Genomic DNA, 18,963 nt, shown 5'->3' with positions numbered 1-18,963 from the left:
AAGACAAGGAGCACGCCATGTCTCAGAAAATCAACGCAGCGATCGCCGTGATCGGCATCGATATTGGCAAAAACTCGCTCCACATCGTGGGGCATGATCACCGCGGTGCCATCGTGCTGCGGCAGAAGTGGTCACGCGGCCAGGTGGAAATGCGGCTCGCCAACCTGCCGCCGTGCTTGATCGGTATGGAGGCCTGCGTAGGCGCCCATCATCTCAGCCGCAAACTCCAGATGCTTGGCCACGACGCCCGCCTGATGCCGGCGAAGTACGTGCGCCCGTATTCGAAGGGACAGAAGAATGACTTCCGAGATGCAGAAGCCATCGCCGAGGCGGTGCAACGCCCGACCATGAAATTCGTCGCGACCAAGACCGCCGATCAGCTCGACCTTCAGGCACTGCACCGCGTCCGCGATCGATTGGTCGGTCAGCGTACCGGCGTCATCAATCAGATCCGTGCGTTCCTGCTGGAGCGGGGCATCGCCGTGCGGCAAGGCCTGCATTCCCTGCGGTTCGAGTTGCCGGGCATCTTGGCGACACGCATCGATGTCCTCTCGCCTCGCATGTTGCTCGTCATCGAGGGCCTGGTGGAAGACTGGCGCCGGCTGGATCAGCGAAGCCGGCCGTCCAAAAAGACGCCGAGCGCGAGGAAAGCATTGTTGACGGTCTTGTGGCTGTAATGCAGCCGAATGATCAGCGCGTCGGCATCCTTCTTTGCGATCGGCGCGACGCGGATTTCCTTAGCCTGTCCCATGGTTAGTCACTGAGTTCGTTCGAGACTCCGGTTTAGGAGGCACGGCTGCAAATAGTGGGTGATTGGATATGGGCGGTATCGCGACCGCAATTCGGCTAGGGCGTCAACCCGATGGCTGCTCTAGCCTTCACTTCTTGGGCCAGTCGCTTGGCTCGAACGTGTCTTTTATACGGAAACGGCACCGCTAATTCGCGCGCTTTATTCTGGACGGAAGCCCTCGAGCGCTTAAGCAGCACCGAGGCGCGAGACGATGAAACGCCCCTGAGGACTAGACTCCGCAAAAGCTCGATCTGCTCCGGCGTCCAGCTACGAATTGTATTGCGCGACATTCCGAGCAAACGAGGCGCGTGCCGGAAAGTTCCAGTCTCTCTACGTTCGAGGACGTATACGTGCACAGCGTGGCTCAGGCAGTAGCGGATGGCGCTGACGTTTGGCCCGAGATTCCAGATATAGGGCCGCTTGATTGGACCGGCGATAATGAGGAGCGATGTCTCTGGGTCGGGGCCTCCGTAATCGCGCAGCCGCCAATAAGCTCCACCGGCAAGTCTCCGATGCGTCAGTTCGGCAGGATCGAATCCAATAGCGCCTAGTGCATCTCCCTGTGCGCGGCGCATGAGATCAAGGGTCGCAAATTGTAATAACTGCATCGGACCCTGCGCCTGTTCATCCCATGGACGCTGCCAAACGCGAGCAGCCCCGCCGCAGCCGCCTCACACGAGCGCTGGTCGATCAGTTCTTCAATGAGTCAGCCCTGCGAATTTTCAGATGCGCTGCCTAGCGTTATAGGCCACCTCGCCCCTCCCAGTACGTCGGCGTCCCATAGTACTGGTGGGTGCGCGTTTCCCAGTCTCGATCCTGCCACGAGTCATCACTGAACTCAGGCGCGTCCCTCAGCTGTTGCTCGGTGATATTGGTTCGAAAACCACCAAGCGACGTATCATATGTCAGAGCGCCCCAGGGGATGGGATAATGGCTGTGGCCCAATCCAACAAATCCGCCAAAGCTCATGACGGCATAAGCTACGCGACCTGACACTTTGTCGATGATGAGGTGATCAATCTCACCGATATTCTTTCCATCTGCTCCATAAACCTCGGTTCCATGAACGTCTTCGCTTGAGATGCATTGATGATCCGGATGGGCTGTTGCGCGGGCCATGACTTCGGCTCCCTTCACGAGAGTGAATTTCGTCGACTTAACTCGGCCGCTACGGGGGTCGTTCCTGCTTTCGGAGAACATCTCAGGCATTATGATCGATATCGGGCATAGCGGACATCGATGTGACGCGCCCCAGATATTCAGCGCAGATCGCGGCGAGCATTGCCTTGCGGCGATCGATTGGGATTGTCCGGGTCACGTGGCTTAGTCGCCCTACCGATGGCGCGCTCGACGATGTCCCACTGCTCCCCATAGAGAATGAACGCCATGTCCCGAAAAGGCGACCGATCGCCATCCGGCAATTCCGGCATCTGCTCTAACTCGTCGACTCCTACGGACAGCCGCGATAGCTCGTCCTCGGTATCCCGGTCACCGCGATCTCGAAACCGCCCTCCACGAGGTCAGCCAATTCGAGCCGCAGCATCTCGTCATCCCAATCGCTCGCGTCGGTCAGCCGATTATCGGCGATGACATAGGCGCGCTTCTGCTGCTCGGTCCATCCGCGCGCCGCGATGACCGGGACTTGCGTAAATCCAAGCAGCTTGCCGGCGGCTAGGCGCCCGTGACCGGCTAGAACCATGCCGTTATCGGCCGCCAATATCGGCATCGTCCAGCCCCATTCCCGGATCGATGCCGCGATCTGCTCGATTTGCTCGGGCGAGTGCCGGCGCGAATTGCGCTCATAGGGCCGTAGCCGCTCAGTCGGCCATGTTTCTATGGCCGGTTTGCTCGTCAAAGCATCCATTTCACCTGCCTGTAGGGTTGTTTATGGCCCGGGAAATCGGGCCCGATCGGGGAAGCAAGGGCGAAAAACCGCGCCGCCAAATATCCGAAAGGTACGCGGTCCCGCGTACCCGTAGGTCTTTGCCCCTCTCAAAGTACCTACGCGCGCCCCGTTCCGGAATTGCCCCCGTGGCGAACGCCCCGCCGCGAGCGCAACGAAGCAGCGACATAGAACGGCCCCGCCGCGCGCACAACTCTAGCAGGGCCGCCCTGCTCTCCGGGCTTGGGGCTTGGGGGCTTGCAGGCCCGGCGGGCTTAGCCAGCCTATTCCTCCGCCCCCAAGGAAATGAGCGCTATGAAGAGGTAACCAACTCAAAATGGCGAGTGTCCTAATTAGGATGCACCGGCGCCAGGTTCTGTCCGCGTTAAGCCCCTGTGTCCTAAGTTGAATTCGTCAGTGTCCTGCTCGTAAATGTCGCACAGCGGAACTCGATTTCTATCGACTTCCAAGCGGAAAGGGAATGTAGTTCCATCATCACCGTCCGTTCCCGCGGCATCTACCAGTGACTGAGAGTGTCGCACTCCCGCCTGCGTTTTACGTGAGCGGTCATGACCAAAAGCCCCTTGCGTCCCGATTGTCCGAAGTGCGGCCAACCTATGCACTTCCTGATCGCGGACGCCATCCGCAAATTCCAATGTGTCAAATGCGACGACGTTGATCCGATGCAGTTGTTAGACGTCCAGGACTTGATCGAGAGCGAACTGCAACCGCCTAAGTAAGGCCGCCTCACTTGGCGGTCTCTCGCGCAATCGATGGAGCACCTCCCGTTTCCACATTTCGCCATTTACCGATTTGGCTACCAAAGGTGCAAGCATCCCACCATTGCAGATACGCCGCGATTAGCGGCAGCGAATTCCGAAATGCTTTAACCCGGACAGCCCGGTTGGCGGTCTCTTTCCCTCGGAGGTGGCCCTCTATGTTCAAAGGGTTCGTAATCGCAGCCTTGATGCTGCTTGGTGCGTCGCAGCTAGATCAGTATCTCACCCACGGCCGGTATACCGACGCCGCCACGTCGATGCTGAGGCAGATCAGGCACTCGTTCGGTATTTGACCCGCAACCCGACTGGTATCGGCTGAATTGCAGCCGGCCGTTGGGCCGCCTCGGTTGGCGCCGGAGGGACCGCGTTAATCTTGATGAATATTTATTCAAGCTCCTGCAACCATCGGTCCTGTTCGGCGTCGTGCTCAAGTGCGGAGCGCGTTATGGACGACGACAAGGAACAGCGTGAGCTTCAAGAGCGGGTGATGCGGTACCGGATGATGGAGCGCGAGGTTACCGACCCGCTCGCAATTAGCCTCCTGCACGACATCATCGAAGAATTGGAGACGGCTCTGCGGCCGCCTCCTCAGCGGCCTCCCAAGGACTAGTGCCTATTGGCCGGATAGAAGTCCTTACATGGACTGCCGCATAATTACGGCTTGCATCACGTTTTATATCTGCGTTCGCCCGGCGGCCTTGATTGGCAGCCGGGCTTTTGCATGGGCGTCACTAGGTCCGCCCGTTAGGGGATGCTTGTGGTCGGAGCAGCCTTCGCTTTCGCGGTGTCCAACATCTTGACGAAACGCTACGGCCCTTTTGATCCTTTGATGTTGATGGGGTGGTCGTCACTACTCACGGTGCCGCGGTCATGTTGATGTCGTTACTCATTGAACATGGACAACTGACAAGCCTTGTCACGGCGGATGAACGTGGCTGGCTGGCACTCGCCTACACAATTTTCATTGGAGGAATTGTTGGGTTCGGACTTTGGTTCTGGCTGATTGCCCGATGCTCCATGGGCCCGCGTCGCACCCTTCGGTCTGCTGCTTCCGGTGTTCGCCTTGATTTCGAGCGTGTTGTTCCTCGGCGACCGCATGACCCCAAAGTTGATTGTCGGCGGGCTGCTCGCGATCTCCGGCGTCGCCATTACACAAGTAAGACCGAGCGCTCGACCAATTTGAACCCGGAAGTCGCGTCGTGGCGACTTCCGGGTTTGGCACGTTTGAGACGTGCCGACGGTCCCTGAGAATGTCTGTTGATAGGGGCAGATCGGAAGTGACCGGCACACGGTCAAAAGTGACGCGATTGACCCGTTACGGAAGTTCACCACCTCCAAAGAATTTTATTTGACTGGCTTGGGCCTCTTCCAGCAGACATCGGCAATCTTGGGGGCAGGCCAAGGCCACTCATCGACGTCTCACTTTCATGCGACAAACGGCAAGCGGCCACGTCCGGCGACGATCGTTGCCTTGATATCAGCTGTGCCTTCTTTGCAGATATCATTGTGGTGTGACCGCGCGCAGCGCTCGAGCAAATAGTTGGCGTATTGCCGTGAAGAAGGAGCGTGAATCTGACGGCGCTAATCGTGCGGCGATCTCACAATCGCCCTAGGGCCGCTGCGCTCCTGCCTCGCTTCTGTCAAATCAAGGATGGCCTCTTCCGTCAATGGTTAGGAGGACCACCGGGGGAGGTACCAATGGCGTACTCGCAAAGCCCACCACTCGTGCCGAAGGAGTGGCGGACCGGCGAAGCAAATACGTCTGGCGGGCATGCGCGCGATCCACACGCCCAATCCGATCAGCGCATTGGTATTCAGCCCAAGAAGCCGTCGATCCATGCTCATTCCTCCAGCCTCACGGACGATTGGGCCGCCAGCAGCCGGCCTTCGATCGGCAGGCGAATGTTCCGCACCCTTACCCGGTTTTTTATTGCGGTTCTCATCGGTGTCGGCGCAATGCTGGCCTGGCAGTCCTACGGTGGCGCAGCAAGGGAGATGATGGTAGCCAGGGTTCCAACGCTGGACTGGTTGTTACCAGTTTCGGCGACAAAGCCGCCAGTCGTGGCTGTAACTCCCCCTGCCTCGGCGCAGCAGCTTGAGTCCTTGGCGTCCAATCTCGATAGCGTGCGACGCAGCGTAGAGCAGCTCGCTGCCAAGCAAGAACAGATGGTCCAGAACATTGCGACACTGCAGGCCGTCGAGGAGGACATCAGATAGAAGATGCTATACACGCCATCGTCCCCGTCCCAGGTGGCCCCATCCCGCAGCAGAAACCCTCGCAACCCAGAGCGCAGTCATCGGCTGCGCAGTCATCGTCGGTCCCTCGCCCCTCGCCTCCGACGGGATCAGTGTCGCTCCCGCGCTGATGCCCGAGATTGCTGGGCGAAACTGATAAGCGCGTTTCCCTTTGCGGCACAGATTGCTGCGGAACGGCTTGGTCGTTTGATCTCGACGATGGTAGTCTTTTCGTATGGCTGTGATCCGGCGGGTTAAGCCTAACGCCAAGCCTCGAGGGATTGCCGGCAGAAATGCGACGCCATGGCGTTAGTAGCAAACTTCGACAGCGCCTTGGGGGCGCTGCGCGCGTCGCTGATCGGTCGCCGTTTTGCCTCAACGCGGACAAACGCTTTGGCAAAACTGCGAAGCGACAGCGCGATGATAAGCAGGGGAGCGGCGCTAATGTTGTGCGAACAAAGTGTTGTCTATGATCCAGAAGAACTCTCTCTTTTTGGGGACGTTTTTGATAGAGCCGTTGCGTCACTACCGGCTGCTATGTGCACGCCCTTCAATCAAGCAGAGGTCGCAAGAGGCATTTTCGCGCGCGCAGCCGCAGGTGAGCGTGATCCGAGCCAACTTGAACTGGCGGCCCTGATGAACTTGACGGTCGCCGTTGCCTCTTAAATCCTAACCTCACTCACTGCAGGCCGGCGACGCAAGAGGTGGTTGGCTCTTTCACCGAATACTTAATCAGGCCGCAATCCGATCTTTCCGCTTCACGCCGATATGGAATAGATCGCCGGCTCGGTCGGGAAAGCGGATAGTGGACTTGCCGCACGCGCCCATTAACGTTCATCGACAGGGTTAACCGCGAGATCTAATGGACGCATCAATCGCCATTTCGGTAGAGCTTCGACTTTGCCGAGGATTATTTCAATGACAAAGGAATCGCGTCAATCATTAGAAAGACTCAGGGGCGCTGCTGATATCACGAACGCCCTCGCTGTTCAGATGAGCCACTTCACCGCCGTCCACTTCAACGGTTGCGGCCGTTGCGCGCGAAGTTGCTCGGCGCTCAATCATGGCTCAACGTGCGCCGAAGACATCAAGATCAACTGAGCAGTTGTTACTGTTGTTCGGATTTGAGACTGCAAATAGTCAGCGTGTGGTTCACCTATTATCACCAGACGGTTCGCTCCATCAGCAAGTTGGACCACGGTTGCGACGATGGGTTTAGAGATGACTCAACCCAAATGACTCGCTAGACTTGCGCGACGAGCTTCCCGCCTAGAAACCCAAGGACCGCAATGGCAAAAAGATTTTGATGCAATCGGTCTGACATTGTGTGGAGTAGCGTAAATGAGTTTCGTTAGGGCGAACGACCATGCCAATCCCGTTAGTCCGCAAGATCCGCTGTACTATGCACCGCGCTCGGCGCGCAGCATAGCGGACCCACGATCAAACTCGATGCAGCAGACGAGACAAGACAGTCTGCCTCCTGCTTCCTCCTTGTCTCGTTTTGATGGGATGCGTGAGGAAGCTTTCGCCAAATACACCCGTCCGCTGGAATCCCAACTCGTTCACGAACGCCGTCCATCACGCGCACTGCTCGCCACTGCTAGCGGAATTACCGCCGCGATTGTCACTGCTGTTGTGGCGCTTCTTTTTCTAAACGGATTTCCGAAGCCAAAAAGTGATCCCTCCGAACTTACCGTTTCCATTTCCACTCCTGCATCGGCTACGCCGGCTCAGGTGACGTCCGAAGACTCGCAAGCGCTGCTTCAGAGATTCAAGCAATTTCGAACAACGCAAGAAAGCGAAAACCAGAAACCCGCTGTTTCCGAACTCACCGCCGCTGGAACGGCTAAAGAACGGCCCGATACATCCCAAGCTCTGCTTGAAAAATTCATTCAGTGGCAGCAAAGGAATTAGTGTCGGCGATTTCCCCGCTGTTGTCCTGGGGTCTTATCGCTTTCTTATTTGGGGGAAGAAATTCAACGATGGTCTCCGAAAAACCGGGCTGCAGAGTGATCAAGGCGGTTGCCCAGGCGGATTAGGTGATCCAGAGGCGGTTCGCTGCATGTCTCTTATTGGGTCAAACGCGTCATTTCGACCGTGCGCCGACAACTTCCGATCTACGCCGATAAGCAGACATTTTCAGTTTCCGTCGGCATGTCTCAAAGGTGCCATGAGCCGACATCGCGGGTGTCACGCCGCCGCTGGATATCGGGTGCGCAGACGGCGGCAAACTATAACCTCACCTTCACGCTTGAGCTGCGGGTGAAAGTAAGCCCTGCCGACCGCCATACAGTCCAGCTACTGACCTCAATTCGAAGTAGCGATCATTAACCAACGCCTCGACACCGCACAGGTGTAGCAGGGCGATGTATCCCGCCAGATTGCCGATTCTCGGTCCGTCCTGTTGTTAGCAAACATATATCTGGCAAATAGTGGGCTTCTCGGCATCGTTCAGTCTGAACACGCTGCCGCGATCAGGACCAAACGGCGTCACGCAATGCATCTCGATCCAACGAATATTCTGACCAGCGCGAGTGTGCTTGGGCATGGGGTCACTCGTCCTCTTCTCTATCCCAAGGCGTCGGCCCACCGCCATTTTTGGGTAACCGCACTTTCTGATCAAGAGTTGCCCGGGACAATCGCGCAATCGAAAGGCTTTCGGCCGCCTGCTGCCTAAGCAGATCGATGTAAATCCGGAGATTAGGAGATTCCTGCTTTTTGCTTTTCTGGGAATAGGACCGGAGCAGATTGGCCACCTTGTGGGAGGCATCGATGTGTCGGGTGAGCTGGATCAACACCTCTTCTCCGCCGATCCGTCCCGGACGAAGTCGCCGACCGTACGTTGCACGTCGGCGACGATCGTCTGCAGGTCATTGGCGTTGTCCACTATCTCGACGGAGGAAGTAAATCCATCGAACAGCGTCGTCATGCTGTGCACCTGGAGCCAGCCGTTGGCGGCCACGATGGCAAGAAGCGCCAGCGCAAAGCCCAGATAGATCCGCAATGCGATCGAGCCCGCGCCAGGCAGCCCGGACAAGTAACGCATCAGGCGCCCCAGCGCAGCGCTGCGGTGTGCACCGGCGCATCCCACAACTCCTTCGCTTGGTCATCGAGCACCGATACCGTGACCGAGGCGCCGGCCATGTCGAGCGAAGTGACGTAGGACCCGGTCAGGAAACGCGTCGCTTTGATCCCCGCGCCGCCCAGAATCCGCCTAGCGCTGTTGACCATCAAATAGAGTTCGATCAGCGGCGTTGCGCCGAACCCGTTGACGAGAAGCAGAACTTCACTGCCCGACTCCGGCGCAAGGTCCTTGAGGATCGCGCCAACGAGTTCCTCGGCAATCGCATCGGCGGAAGCCAGCCGGACCCGGCGCCGGCCCGGTTCGCCATGAATGCCGACACCCATTTCCATTTCGTCGTCAGCCAGCGTGAAGTTCGGCCGCCCCGCCGCCGGAACGGTGCACGGCGACAGCGCCACACCCATCGAGCGCGTGCGCCGGTTGATTTCCTCGCCAAGCGCCTTGAGAGCGGCTAGCGGCATTCCGGCCTCGGCCGCGGCACCGACCATCTTTTCCACGATCAGCGTGCCCGCAACACCGCGGCGACCGGTCGTGTAGGTCGATTTCTCCACCGCCACGTCGTCGTTGGTCACCACGCTCGCCACTTCCCGGCCGGCCATCTCGGCGGCCATGGTGAAATTCATTACATCGCCTTCGTAGTTCTTGACGATGAATAGCACGCCTGCGCCGGTATCGACGGCCTCTGCAGCCTCGATCATCTGGTCTGGCGTCGGCGAGGTGAAGACCTGGCCGGGACAGGCGGCATCGAGCATACCGCGGCCGACAAAGCCCGCATGCAATGGCTCATGCCCTGAACCGCCGCCTGAAATCAGGGCAACCTTGCCGGACTTCAACGTGCGGCGGCGCACGAATTTGCGTTCGGCACCAAGAAGCAGAATATCCGCATGAGCGGCCGCAAAGCCGTCAAGACTTTCTTCGAGTACCGTATCGGCGCCGTTGATCAGCTTTTTCATAAACGCCCTCCCGTGACTCATTTTTCGGTCCGGATCAATCCATCACCCGACGCTCTCGGCGTAGCGCGCGAGCTGCGCCGCAAAATCGATGACGAGTTGTTCGAGCGCGCGGTTCTTCTTGTCGTCGCCGAGATCCGGCACCGTCACTGCGATGGTGCGCGTGCGCGCTTCGCGATGGGATGTGCGCAGCCGGCCCGGATGCGCGCGTCCGTAGGCTGCCAGGAATGCCGCGCGCTCGGCGCCGGACAGATGGCAGACATCAAAGATAATCGCGACATGTTTCGCCGGAATCGGCACCAGATAGGCCGGATTGGTGATCTGGGTCACGAAGGAGCGGTTCTTGCCCAGCGCCGCCGCGAGCTTGAGCCGGGTCCCGGAAGGCCGGTTGTCGAGTACCCGCCGCAGGATGAGCTTGTAGTCAGCGACATTGCTGTCGCCAGGCCCGCGGGTATCTTCGCGTGCTTCGTTCGTCATGACCCTACCTTTGCGATCGCCGCCTTGAGCCGCGCTACCGCAACCGGTGCCACCGAAAGGCTCGTCAGTCCGGTCGCAAGCAGCGCCGTCGTCAGGCGGGTGTCGGCGGCAGCGTCGCCGCAGAGCGAGACCTCGACATCGCGCTTGCGTGCGGCCTCGACGGTCCGGGCGATCAGCGCCAGTACTGCTGGATGGCCCGCATCGTTGAGCTCGGCGACCGAACTGATATCGCGCGCCGCAGCCATCGTATACTGGGTCAGATCGTTCGATCCGATCGAATAGAACGCAGCGTCGAAATCCTCGGCGCAGAGCGCCGCCGCCGGAACCTCGATCATGATACCGAGCGGCGGCCGGGCGCAAGCGGTCCCTTCCGCCCTGAGCGCCGCGAACTCCGCGTCAAGCATGACACCGGCACGATCGAGTTCTCCGGGAACGGCGATCATCGGCAGCATCACTTTCAGTACCCCGTGCACCGCCGCTCGCGACAGCGCCCGCAGTTGCACGCGAAACACCTCCGGTCGCGCAAGCGAGAGGCGAATGCCGCGAAGGCCGAGAAACGGATTGCTCTCGCCGTCAACCGTCAGGCCGGCGATCGGCTTGTCGCCGCCAGCATCGAGGGTGCGGATCGTCACCGGTCTTCCCTCGGCCCACTCAAGAATGCGCCGATAGATCACATACTGCGTGTCCTCGTCCGGCAGGCCATGGGACGCCTCGAACAGGAATTCCGTGCGTACAAGACCGATACCGTCGCAGATCGCGGGATCGAGGCTTGCGAGGTCTTCAGAAGCCGTGACGTTGAGCAGTACCGCGATCCGCCGCCTGTCGGCGGTGTAGGCAGGGGTAACGCAGCCGGCCTCGGCGGCAGCCTGCGCGGCGTTCGCAGCCGCCATGCGCTGCTCGAACTGGCGGCGCGTCTCCGGCTCGGGATCGAAGATCACGGTGCCGGCATCGCCGTCGACCAGGGCCAGCGCCGGCGGCTGCCCGTTCCACGACAACGGACCGAGCCCGACGACCATGGGCGCCCCGCGCGCCCGCGCCAACATCGCGACATGCGAGGAAGGTGAGCCCCCGGCCAGCGCGATGGCGCCGCCGTGCGACCAGTCGGCGGCAAGAAAAGCGGAAGGCGTGATGTCGTCAGCCGCCACGATCGAGCCACCGGTAATCCTGGCGACCGTGTCCACGCCGCTCAAATGCGCGAGCACGCGGTCGCGGATGTCGACGATGTCCGCGGCACGGGCACGAAAATATTCATCTTCGGCAGTGCGATAGCCTTCTATCTCCACGTCGAGCGCCAAGCGCCAGGCATGGTGGGCAGTGATCCCTTCCGAGATGACCTCATATGCCGCATCCGCCAGCGCATCATCTTCAAGCATGGCGACCTGGAATTCCAGAATGTCGGCCACCTCGCCCCGAATCGTCTTGATCTGCTCGGCGATCTCCGCCCTCGCGCCTTCAATTGCCGCCCGCAGTGCCGCCGCCTCCTGCGCGGGATCGTCGCTCGCCGTCCGCCTGGCCACAGCCGCAGTCAGCATGGTGACCGGTCCGATCGCGAGACCCGGCGAGGCAGCACGGCCGATGAGATGAATCTCTGCCACCGCGATCAGGCCTCGCCGAAACCGTCATGCACCAGCGCAAGCACGGCAGCAAGTGCTGCCTTGCCATCGGGGCCGGCGACGCGGAAATGCAGCGTCGCTCCCTGCGGGGCCTTGACGCGCATCACCTTTACCGGGCTCTTCGCATCCGTCCAGGGACCGTCCGGCGCAAGCGCGAGTTCGATCTTCGCCGCAAAGCGTTTCGCGCACTGCGTGAGCTTGACCGACGGCCGCGCATGAAGACCGACGGCATTGACGAGAACCGCCGAGGCCATCAGCGGCACGAAGGCGTTAGACGCCCGGCTGGCGTGGACATCATGCATAGAATTCCTCCGCGCTACGTTTGACGGCAGCAAGTGACGAACCGCCCGAGGACTCGGTCGCTGCGATCACGGCGCCCTCCACCACCGGCGCATTGCAGACAACGACGCGCGCACGTCGATCTTCGGCCAGCATCTCTACCGCCATCTCCGAATTCGTCTCCGCCCCGCCAAGATCGACCAGGATCGCCACGCCGGCCGACGACCAGGCCGCCTCGATTGCCTCCAGGATACCGGCGACATTGGTGCCGAGCCCGCCATCGGTGTCGCCGCCGGTCCAGGCCAGCGGCACGGCATTGCCTACCATCTGGCGCACCATATCCGCCGCGCCTTCCGCGATTTTGGAGGAATGCGAAACGATGACGATGCCGACATTGCCGGAACTTGAACTGCTCATGATGTTGCCTCGAATTCCAGTGCCGCAACGGCAGCGCTGATCAACAGGGACGCCGAGCGGGATCCCGGGTCCATATGGCCGATGGATCTTTCGCCGAGGAAGGACGCGCGGCCGCGGGTCGCGAGCATGGGCGTCGTGCGATCGGCAGCTTGCGCCGCCTCGGCCGCAATCGCCCTGGCATCGCCGCCGCCTGCAAACGCAGCTTGCACCGGCACCAGAACATCCAGCAGGGTTTTCTGCCCTGCCTCCGAACGCCCGCGCATCTTGACCGCGTCGATCGCTTTTTCCGCCGCCGCGACGAGATCAGTGCGCGCCGGCAGCTCCGGAAGCCCCTTGCCGAGTTCCATGAAGAAGGTGCCGACCAGTGGCCCGGAGGCGCCGCCGACCTTCATGACCAGCGTCATTCCAATCGACTTCAGCATCTCCGGCAAAGATTTGTCCGCGAGGCCGGGCAGTGTCGCAAGCACGGCCTCGAAACCGCGCTTCATGTTCAATCCGTGATCGCCGTCGCCGATCGCTTGGTCGAGGCTGGTCAGTTCCTCGGCGTGTTCGATCATCGACGCTGCGAGCGCCCGCACCAGTTTTTCCCTCGCTGCCCGATCGAGACTCATGCCGCGACCCTCCCGCCATCTGCATCGAAGAACAGCGGCTTGTTGAGGCGAAGCGAGACGATATCCCCGGCGCCGAGCCTCGCTTCGGGGTCGGACAGCGTCACGACCGATTGGCCGCCAAGGTCGAGATGGAGGTGGCTCTGGTCGCCGAGATGTTCGATCCGCTTGACGGTCGCCTGAACATCACCGCCGCCGCGCGCGATCGTCAGGTGCTCGGTACGCGCGCCGACGGTCCTGGCCCCGACCGGCGCGCCGGCAAACAGAACCGCCGGCAACAGGTTGATCGCCGGCTGGCCAAGCCGCGCAGCGACATGGGCGTTGATCGGGTTCTCGTAGATCTCACGTGGCGTTCCTATCTGCAGCAGCCGCCCGCCCTCGATGACGCCGATGCGCGAAGCCATGGTCATCGCTTCGGTCTGATCATGGGTGACATAGAGGATGGTCGCGCCGAGATCGGTCTGGATGCGCTTGAGTTCAAGCCGCATTTCGCCGCGCAGCTTGGCATCCAGCGAGGAGAGCGGCTCGTCCATCAGATAGATCGAGGGCGAACGCACCAGGGCCCGGCCGATCGCAACCCGCTGCATCTGTCCGCCCGACAACTGCGTTGCCTTGTTGTCCAGTTTGGTTTCGATGTGGAGAAGACGCGCGACCTCGTGCACTTTTGCGCGGATCTCGGCTTCCGGGATGCGGCGGATCGGCGCGCGTAACGCAAAAGCCATGTTCTCGAACACGCTCAGATGCGGATACAGCGAATATTGCTGGAACACAAAAGCAATGTCGCGATCGGCCGGCGCATCGCCGGTCACGTCGCGGCCGCCGATCCGGATCGAACCACGGTCCGGCATTTCCAGTCCGGCGATGAGGCGTAGTGTCGTCGTCTTGCCCGCACCCGTCGGCCCGAGCAAGGCAACGAATTCGCCGTCGCCGACGGTCAACGACAGGTCGCTGACAGCCTGCGTCTTCTTGAACGCCTTGGAAACCGCCCTGATCTCGACCTCAGCCATGCGCGCCTCCCTCATGCAACACGGTTCGGACAGCCCTGCCCGACGTCTTGTCAAAGATCGACAGCGTATCGGGCCGGAAGTCGAGCCCGACATTCTCTCCGGTCCGGAACGGGACGCTGGCAGGCGACCGGGCCTTCAGCGCGCCATAGCGCGTCGTCACGGTCACGATCTGCGTGGTGCCTAGGTACTCCGACCCATAGACCTCGCCACGCACGACGCCGCGATCGGAAAAACGCACATGCTCGGGCCTGACCCCGAGGACGAGATCGCTTTCCGGCAGCGCCTCACGCGCCGCGGGAACGGTCACGTCGCGATCGCCGAGCCGGATCGCCTGCGCGCCGGCTTGCAGGCTGCCGCGGAACGGTAGGAAGTTCATCGGCGGCGAGCCAATGAAGTCCGCAACGAAGAGCGACGCAGGCCGGTCATAAATGTCGCGTGGGCTCGCGATCTGCTCGACGACGCCGTTGTTCATCACGGCGATCATATCAGCCATCGCCATGGCCTCGAGCTGGTCATGCGTGACATAGACCGTCGTTGCTCCGAGCCGGTCATGCAGCGCGCGCAATTCATGGATCATCGCCTCGCGCATTTCGGTATCGAGTGCGCCGAGCGGCTCGTCCATCAGGAAGCATTTCGGCTTGCGCACAATTGCCCGCCCGAGCGCGACGCGCTGCCGATCGCCCCCGGCAAGTCCCGACACCGGCCGGTCCAGCAGATGCGAAATGCGCAGGATGCGCGCGGCCTCCACCACCCGCCGGTGCGCCTCCGCCGCGCCGATACCCTCGCATTTCAGGGGAAAGCCGATGTTGCGCCGCACATTCATGTGCGGATAGAGGGCGAACAGCTGGAACACGAAGGCGATATCGCGGGCCGACGCGCGGTTCATCGTGACATCCTCGCCATCGAGCCGGATGATGCCGGCCGTCGGCAATTCCAGTCCGGCAATCATGCGCAGCGTCGTCGTCTTGCCGCAGCCTGAGGGCCCGAGCAGGCAGAGGAATTGGCCGTCTTCCACGGTGAAACTCGCAGCCTTCACGGCATGGAAATCGGCGAAGGATTTGTCGAGCGCTTCGACCCTTATTTGCGCCATCCGCCCTACTCCCTGACCTTGGAGACAATGGTGAACAGCACGGTACCGAACAGCGTGGTCGCGAACGACCAGGAATAGAGCGTCAGCGAAAACGGCTGCATCAGCATGACGACGCCCGCGGCAATAATCGTCGTCGCGATGGCTTCCAGCGGACCACGCCGCAGAATTCTGTCCGCGAAGCCGCGAACCGGCATAGGGGTATGTGCATCGAGGCTCATTTGCGCACCGCACCAAAGGTGATGCCGCGCAGCAGATGCTTGCGCAACAACACGGTGAAAACGACGATCGGCACCAGAAACAGCGTCGTGCCGGCGGCAACCGCGGGCCAATCCTGCCCGCCTTCCCCGATGATGATCGGAATGAACGGGGGCGCCGTCTGCGCATTGCCGGAGGTCAGCAGCACCGCGAAGGCGTATTCGTTCCAGGCGAATATCAGGCAGAAGATCGCGGTTGCCGCGATTCCTGTCGTTGCCTGCGGCAGCACCACCTTCACAAAGGCCTGAAAGCGGGTATAGCCGTCGATCATGGCCGCTTCCTCGTACTCGCGCGGGATCTCGTCGATGAAACCTTTCAGCAGCCAAACGGCGAGCGAGACGTTCACCGAAGTATAGAGCAGGATCATGCCGAGCCGGGTGTCCGACAGCCCGATGGCGCGGTACATTAGATAGATCGGGATCGCGACCGCGATGGGTGGCATCATTCGCGTCGACAGGATAAAGAACAACAGATCGTCCTTCAGGGGCAACCGAAACCGCGAGAAACCGTAGGCCGACAACGTCCCGAGCGCGACCGCGAGCACGGTCGAGCCAAAGGCGATGACCAGCGAATTGACGAAACGCGGTACGTAATTCGACGGTCCGGCGACGACCATATTGCGACTGCGCGCAATGTCGTCGCAAAGCCCCTGCGGCGGTCCTAGCGTGCGGATGAATTCCGGCGTCTGGCGGGATCGCGTGGTGAAAAGATTGCAGTAACCTTCGAGCGATGGGGTAAAGACGATTTTGGGCGGATAGGAGATCGCATCGTCCGGCGACTTGAATGAGGTGAGAACGATCCAGACCAACGGAATCATCGTGATTACGGTATAGAGAACCACGAGCGAACCCGCCAATCGCCTGGTATTGACCGATGGTTCGACGACGGAATGGGCCGTGTTGGCGATGCTCATCGGCTCTTCACCCGGTTCAGCGCCTTGACGTAGATGTTGGCTAGTCCAAACACCGTCACGAAGAGGATGATCGCGAATGCCGAGGAATAGCCTGTCCTCCAGCTCTCGAACGCCGCGCGCTTCAGCGTGATCGAGGCAAACTCGGTGGTCGAACCCGGCCCGCCCCCGGTGAGCAGGTTGACCATGTCGAACATCTTGAAGTTCTCGATGCCGCGGAAAAGGACGGCGAGCATGATGAACGGCAACGCCATCGGCAGCGTGATCGACCAGAACTGCCGCCATTTCGACGCGCGGTCGACCTCCGCCGCCTCATAGATATAGTCCGGAATCGATCGCAGGCCGGCAAGGCAGATCAGCATCACATAAGGCGTCCACATCCAGGCATCGACGATGACGATTGCCCAGGGACTGAGCGTCACGTCGCCCAGCATCTGGAACGAGGATGCGGAGCGGCCGGTGAGGAAAGCGACCACATAGTTGAAAAGCCCGATCTGCGGCTGGTAGAGAAACGTCCAGAAATTGCCGACCACGGCCGGTGACAGCATCATCGGTAGCAGGATGATCGTGGTCCATATGCCGTGGCCGCGGAATTTCTTGTCGATCAGGAAGGCAAGACCGAATCCAAGCACGGTCTCGATAACGACGGTCCAGAACACGAAGTGCGCCGTCACCTGCATCGCCGCCCAGATATCCGGATCGGTCAGGATCGTCTGGTACCAATCGATCCCCAGCCACTTCACCGGCGCGTTGGCCCGGTTGGCCCGATAGTTGGTGAATGACAGATAGATGGTCCAGATCAGCGGGAAGATGTTGATCGCCAGCAGGAGGACCATCGTCGGGGTGATGAAGAGCCATGCGAGGGCCTCGTCCGACAAGCCCCGGATACGGCGCACAATTGCAGGCTGTACTGGCACAGCGCCGTAGGTAATCTGCGACGAGGCACTCAAATCATTCATGGCGTCGGTTAGTCCTGATGCGCTGCGATTGCCAGCTTCCAAAAGTATCGGCATTGCCGGAGAGAATGGCCTGGAGCGCTGAAGAACCGCGCTCCAGGCCGCTATCCTAGAACTTCTTGCCTTCTACCTTGAAGATGGCTTTCCAGTCTTTCACCAGCCCATCGAGCGCTTCCTGCGCGGTGCCCTTGTCGGCGACCACGTAGTCATGCACCCGCTTCTGCTCGGCTTGCAGGAGTTGCGCGTAGGAGGGCTCGGCCCAGAAGTCGACCACCATGCCCATCGACGTCAGGAACTCCTTGGCGAACGGAGCGCTGTCCGGGAAGCTCGGGTCGTTCAGCACGGATTTGGCGCAGGAATAGCCGCCCAGCGCCCACCACTTCTTCTGCACATCATTGCCCGCGAACCATTTGATGTATTGCAGCGCTTCGCCCTGGTTCTTGGAATAGGAGACCACAGAGATGCCCTGTCCGCCGAGCTGGGTTGCCCGGGTGGTGGCGGCAGGATTTGAGAAGAAGCCGATCTTGTCGCCGCCGACATTCGGATCCTTGTAGAGACCCGGGAAGAAGGCGAAGAAGTTCATCTGCAGCGCCACCTGGCCGGACTTGAAGGCATCAAGACCTTCCGACATGTAGGAGTTGGAAGCGCCGGGAGGCGTGCAGCATTTGTAAAGCGCCTTGTAGGCTTCGAGCCCCTTGACGGCGCCCGCCGAGTTGACGAAACCGTCCATCGCATATGGCTTGTTGGGGTCCTGGTATTTGAAGCCATAGTCGTAGAGATAATTCGAAACGCCCATGGTGATGCCTTCCGAACCTCGCTCGGTATAGATCGACGCCCCATAGACCTTCTTGCCGTCGATCTCTCGCCCCTGGAAGAATTTGGCGATGTCGCTGAGTTCGTCGAGCGTCTTCGGCACCGCGAGATCACGGCCATATTTGGCCTTGAAGTCCGCCTGCACGTCCGGCCGCGCAAACCAGTCCTTGCGATAGGTCCAGCCTACCGCGTCGCCCATCGCCGGTAGCGCCCAATAGTTCGGCGTGTTCTTCGGCCACTGCGAATAGCCGATCACGGTGGCCGGCATGTAGTCGTCCATGCTGGTGCCTTCCTTCTTGAAGAAGTCATTCAGCTTGACGTATTGGCCGTTCTCGGCGGCGCCGCCGATCCACTGCGAATCGCCGATCAGGAGATCGCACAGCGAGCCGCGCGAATTGAGTTCGTTCAGGAAGCGGTCGGCATAATTGGTCCAGGGCACGAATTCGAACTTCATGCCGATCCCGGTCTTGGCGGTAAAATCCTTCGACAGTTCGACCAGCGCGTTGGCCGGGTCCCACGCGGCCCAGCACAGCGTGATTGTCTTAAGCTGCGCGTGCGCGGGCGTGGTCGTAGCTCCGCTACCGAGCGCGGCGCCAAGGGCACCACCTGCAACAAGAAGCGCCTTCATCGTGTTCATGCGCGTTTCCCTCCATTTGAGCCGGCCATCGACATGGCGCAGCGTTCCTGCCTGCCCGAATGGTTCGAGCAGTGCGACACAGTCCGTGACGATCTGATTCACTAAACGGCGTTCCCTCGCGCTACCCGGATTCTTAAGGACCGGTGAGCTCGATTTGTTTATGGCTGGAGGAGAGGCGTCTAT

The 18,963-nt window shown here is 60.5% G+C and carries 22 protein-coding genes and 2 pseudogenes; 7 read left to right on the top strand and 17 right to left on the bottom strand.

Going from position 1 to position 18,963, the window contains the following annotated elements:
- Positions 1-17: 17 nt before the first annotated feature.
- Positions 18-614: pseudogene (locus RX328_RS22190) on the top strand (IS110 family transposase); the annotation flags it as partial.
- Positions 615-1,531: 917 nt separating this feature from the next.
- Here RX328_RS22190 and RX328_RS22185 read toward each other — a convergent pair.
- The 3 genes from RX328_RS22185 to RX328_RS22175 all read right to left on the bottom strand — a co-directional run bounded on the left by RX328_RS22185 (position 1,532) and on the right by RX328_RS22175 (position 2,654).
- Positions 1,532-1,909, bottom strand: coding sequence for a PRC-barrel domain-containing protein (locus tag RX328_RS22185; protein ID WP_213254010.1), 378 nt, complete (start codon positions 1,907-1,909; stop codon positions 1,532-1,534).
- A 140-nt stretch (positions 1,910-2,049) separates the two neighbouring features.
- The gene (locus RX328_RS22180) at positions 2,050-2,220 is read right to left on the bottom strand and encodes a hypothetical protein (RefSeq protein WP_213254009.1); all 171 of its coding nucleotides are present in this window, start codon (positions 2,218-2,220) and stop codon (positions 2,050-2,052) included.
- A gap of 20 nt (positions 2,221-2,240) precedes the next feature.
- Positions 2,241-2,654, bottom strand: coding sequence for a ParB/Srx family N-terminal domain-containing protein (locus tag RX328_RS22175; RefSeq protein ID WP_213254008.1), 414 nt, complete (start codon positions 2,652-2,654; stop codon positions 2,241-2,243).
- A 955-nt stretch (positions 2,655-3,609) separates the two neighbouring features.
- On the opposite strand from RX328_RS22175, the gene RX328_RS22170 reads away from it, so the two are divergent.
- The 6 genes and pseudogenes from RX328_RS22170 to RX328_RS22145 all read left to right on the top strand — a co-directional run bounded on the left by RX328_RS22170 (position 3,610) and on the right by RX328_RS22145 (position 7,600).
- Positions 3,610-3,744, top strand: a complete 135-nt coding sequence (locus RX328_RS22170; RefSeq protein WP_283772410.1) for a hypothetical protein — start codon at positions 3,610-3,612, stop codon at positions 3,742-3,744.
- A gap of 152 nt (positions 3,745-3,896) precedes the next feature.
- On the top strand, positions 3,897-4,061 hold the full coding sequence (locus RX328_RS22165) for a hypothetical protein (RefSeq protein WP_213254007.1): 165 nt from the start codon (positions 3,897-3,899) through the stop codon (positions 4,059-4,061).
- Between the two features lie 141 nt (positions 4,062-4,202).
- Positions 4,203-4,634 (top strand): annotated as a pseudogene (locus tag RX328_RS22160) (DMT family transporter); the annotation flags it as partial.
- A gap of 515 nt (positions 4,635-5,149) precedes the next feature.
- Positions 5,150-5,668, top strand: a complete 519-nt coding sequence (locus tag RX328_RS22155) for a hypothetical protein (RefSeq protein ID WP_213254006.1) — start codon at positions 5,150-5,152, stop codon at positions 5,666-5,668.
- A 321-nt stretch (positions 5,669-5,989) separates the two neighbouring features.
- Positions 5,990-6,352 (top strand): hypothetical protein, encoded by a 363-nt coding sequence (locus RX328_RS22150; RefSeq protein ID WP_213254005.1) that lies wholly within the window; start codon positions 5,990-5,992, stop codon positions 6,350-6,352.
- A 675-nt stretch (positions 6,353-7,027) separates the two neighbouring features.
- A complete protein-coding gene (locus tag RX328_RS22145; protein ID WP_213254004.1) occupies positions 7,028-7,600 on the top strand; it encodes a hypothetical protein in 573 nt (190 codons plus the stop codon).
- Between the two features lie 638 nt (positions 7,601-8,238).
- On the opposite strand, the gene RX328_RS22140 is transcribed toward RX328_RS22145, so the two are convergent.
- From RX328_RS22140 to RX328_RS22075, 14 genes are all read right to left on the bottom strand, one after another.
- Complete coding sequence (locus RX328_RS22140; protein ID WP_213254003.1) at positions 8,239-8,481, bottom strand: hypothetical protein; 243 nt, start codon at positions 8,479-8,481, stop codon at positions 8,239-8,241.
- Complete coding sequence (locus RX328_RS22135; protein ID WP_213254002.1) at positions 8,478-8,732, bottom strand: hypothetical protein; 255 nt, start codon at positions 8,730-8,732, stop codon at positions 8,478-8,480. Before RX328_RS22135 ends, RX328_RS22140 begins: the two co-directional genes overlap by 4 nt.
- Positions 8,732-9,721, bottom strand: a complete 990-nt coding sequence (dhaK, locus tag RX328_RS22130; protein ID WP_213254001.1) for a dihydroxyacetone kinase subunit DhaK — start codon at positions 9,719-9,721, stop codon at positions 8,732-8,734. The genes RX328_RS22135 and dhaK overlap by 1 nt, the downstream gene beginning before the upstream one ends.
- A 42-nt stretch (positions 9,722-9,763) precedes the next feature.
- Complete coding sequence (locus tag RX328_RS22125; protein WP_213254000.1) at positions 9,764-10,195, bottom strand: hypothetical protein; 432 nt, start codon at positions 10,193-10,195, stop codon at positions 9,764-9,766.
- Positions 10,192-11,790: a phosphoenolpyruvate--protein phosphotransferase gene (ptsP, locus tag RX328_RS22120; RefSeq protein ID WP_213253999.1), complete on the bottom strand. Its 1,599-nt coding sequence runs from the start codon at positions 11,788-11,790 to the stop codon at positions 10,192-10,194. Before ptsP ends, RX328_RS22125 begins: the two co-directional genes overlap by 4 nt.
- A gap of 5 nt (positions 11,791-11,795) precedes the next feature.
- Entirely contained in the window at positions 11,796-12,110 is a 315-nt protein-coding gene (locus RX328_RS22115; protein WP_213253998.1) for an HPr family phosphocarrier protein, read from the bottom strand.
- A complete protein-coding gene (dhaM, locus tag RX328_RS22110) occupies positions 12,103-12,504 on the bottom strand; it encodes a dihydroxyacetone kinase phosphoryl donor subunit DhaM (protein WP_213253997.1) in 402 nt (133 codons plus the stop codon). Before dhaM ends, RX328_RS22115 begins: the two co-directional genes overlap by 8 nt.
- The gene (dhaL, locus tag RX328_RS22105; RefSeq protein ID WP_213253996.1) at positions 12,501-13,115 is read right to left on the bottom strand and encodes a dihydroxyacetone kinase subunit DhaL; all 615 of its coding nucleotides are present in this window, start codon (positions 13,113-13,115) and stop codon (positions 12,501-12,503) included. Before dhaL ends, dhaM begins: the two co-directional genes overlap by 4 nt.
- Positions 13,112-14,119, bottom strand: coding sequence for an ABC transporter ATP-binding protein (locus RX328_RS22100; RefSeq protein ID WP_213253995.1), 1,008 nt, complete (start codon positions 14,117-14,119; stop codon positions 13,112-13,114). The genes dhaL and RX328_RS22100 overlap by 4 nt, the downstream gene beginning before the upstream one ends.
- Positions 14,112-15,209 (bottom strand): ABC transporter ATP-binding protein, encoded by a 1,098-nt coding sequence (locus RX328_RS22095; RefSeq protein ID WP_213253994.1) that lies wholly within the window; start codon positions 15,207-15,209, stop codon positions 14,112-14,114. The genes RX328_RS22100 and RX328_RS22095 overlap by 8 nt, the downstream gene beginning before the upstream one ends.
- Positions 15,210-15,214: 5 nt before the next feature.
- Positions 15,215-15,427: a hypothetical protein gene (locus tag RX328_RS22090; protein WP_213253993.1), complete on the bottom strand. Its 213-nt coding sequence runs from the start codon at positions 15,425-15,427 to the stop codon at positions 15,215-15,217.
- Complete coding sequence (locus tag RX328_RS22085) at positions 15,424-16,377, bottom strand: carbohydrate ABC transporter permease (RefSeq protein ID WP_213253992.1); 954 nt, start codon at positions 16,375-16,377, stop codon at positions 15,424-15,426. Before RX328_RS22085 ends, RX328_RS22090 begins: the two co-directional genes overlap by 4 nt.
- Positions 16,374-17,333 (bottom strand): carbohydrate ABC transporter permease, encoded by a 960-nt coding sequence (locus RX328_RS22080; protein WP_213253991.1) that lies wholly within the window; start codon positions 17,331-17,333, stop codon positions 16,374-16,376. Before RX328_RS22080 ends, RX328_RS22085 begins: the two co-directional genes overlap by 4 nt.
- Positions 17,334-17,439: 106 nt before the next feature.
- Positions 17,440-18,771, bottom strand: coding sequence for an ABC transporter substrate-binding protein (locus tag RX328_RS22075; RefSeq protein ID WP_213254012.1), 1,332 nt, complete (start codon positions 18,769-18,771; stop codon positions 17,440-17,442).
- Positions 18,772-18,963 lie beyond the last annotated feature (192 nt).

The sequence above is a fragment of the Bradyrhizobium sp. sBnM-33 genome (assembly GCF_032917945.1).
In the GTDB taxonomy this organism is placed as follows: Bacteria; Pseudomonadota; Alphaproteobacteria; order Rhizobiales; family Xanthobacteraceae; genus Bradyrhizobium.
This window is presented reverse-complemented; position numbering and strand designations above follow the sequence as displayed.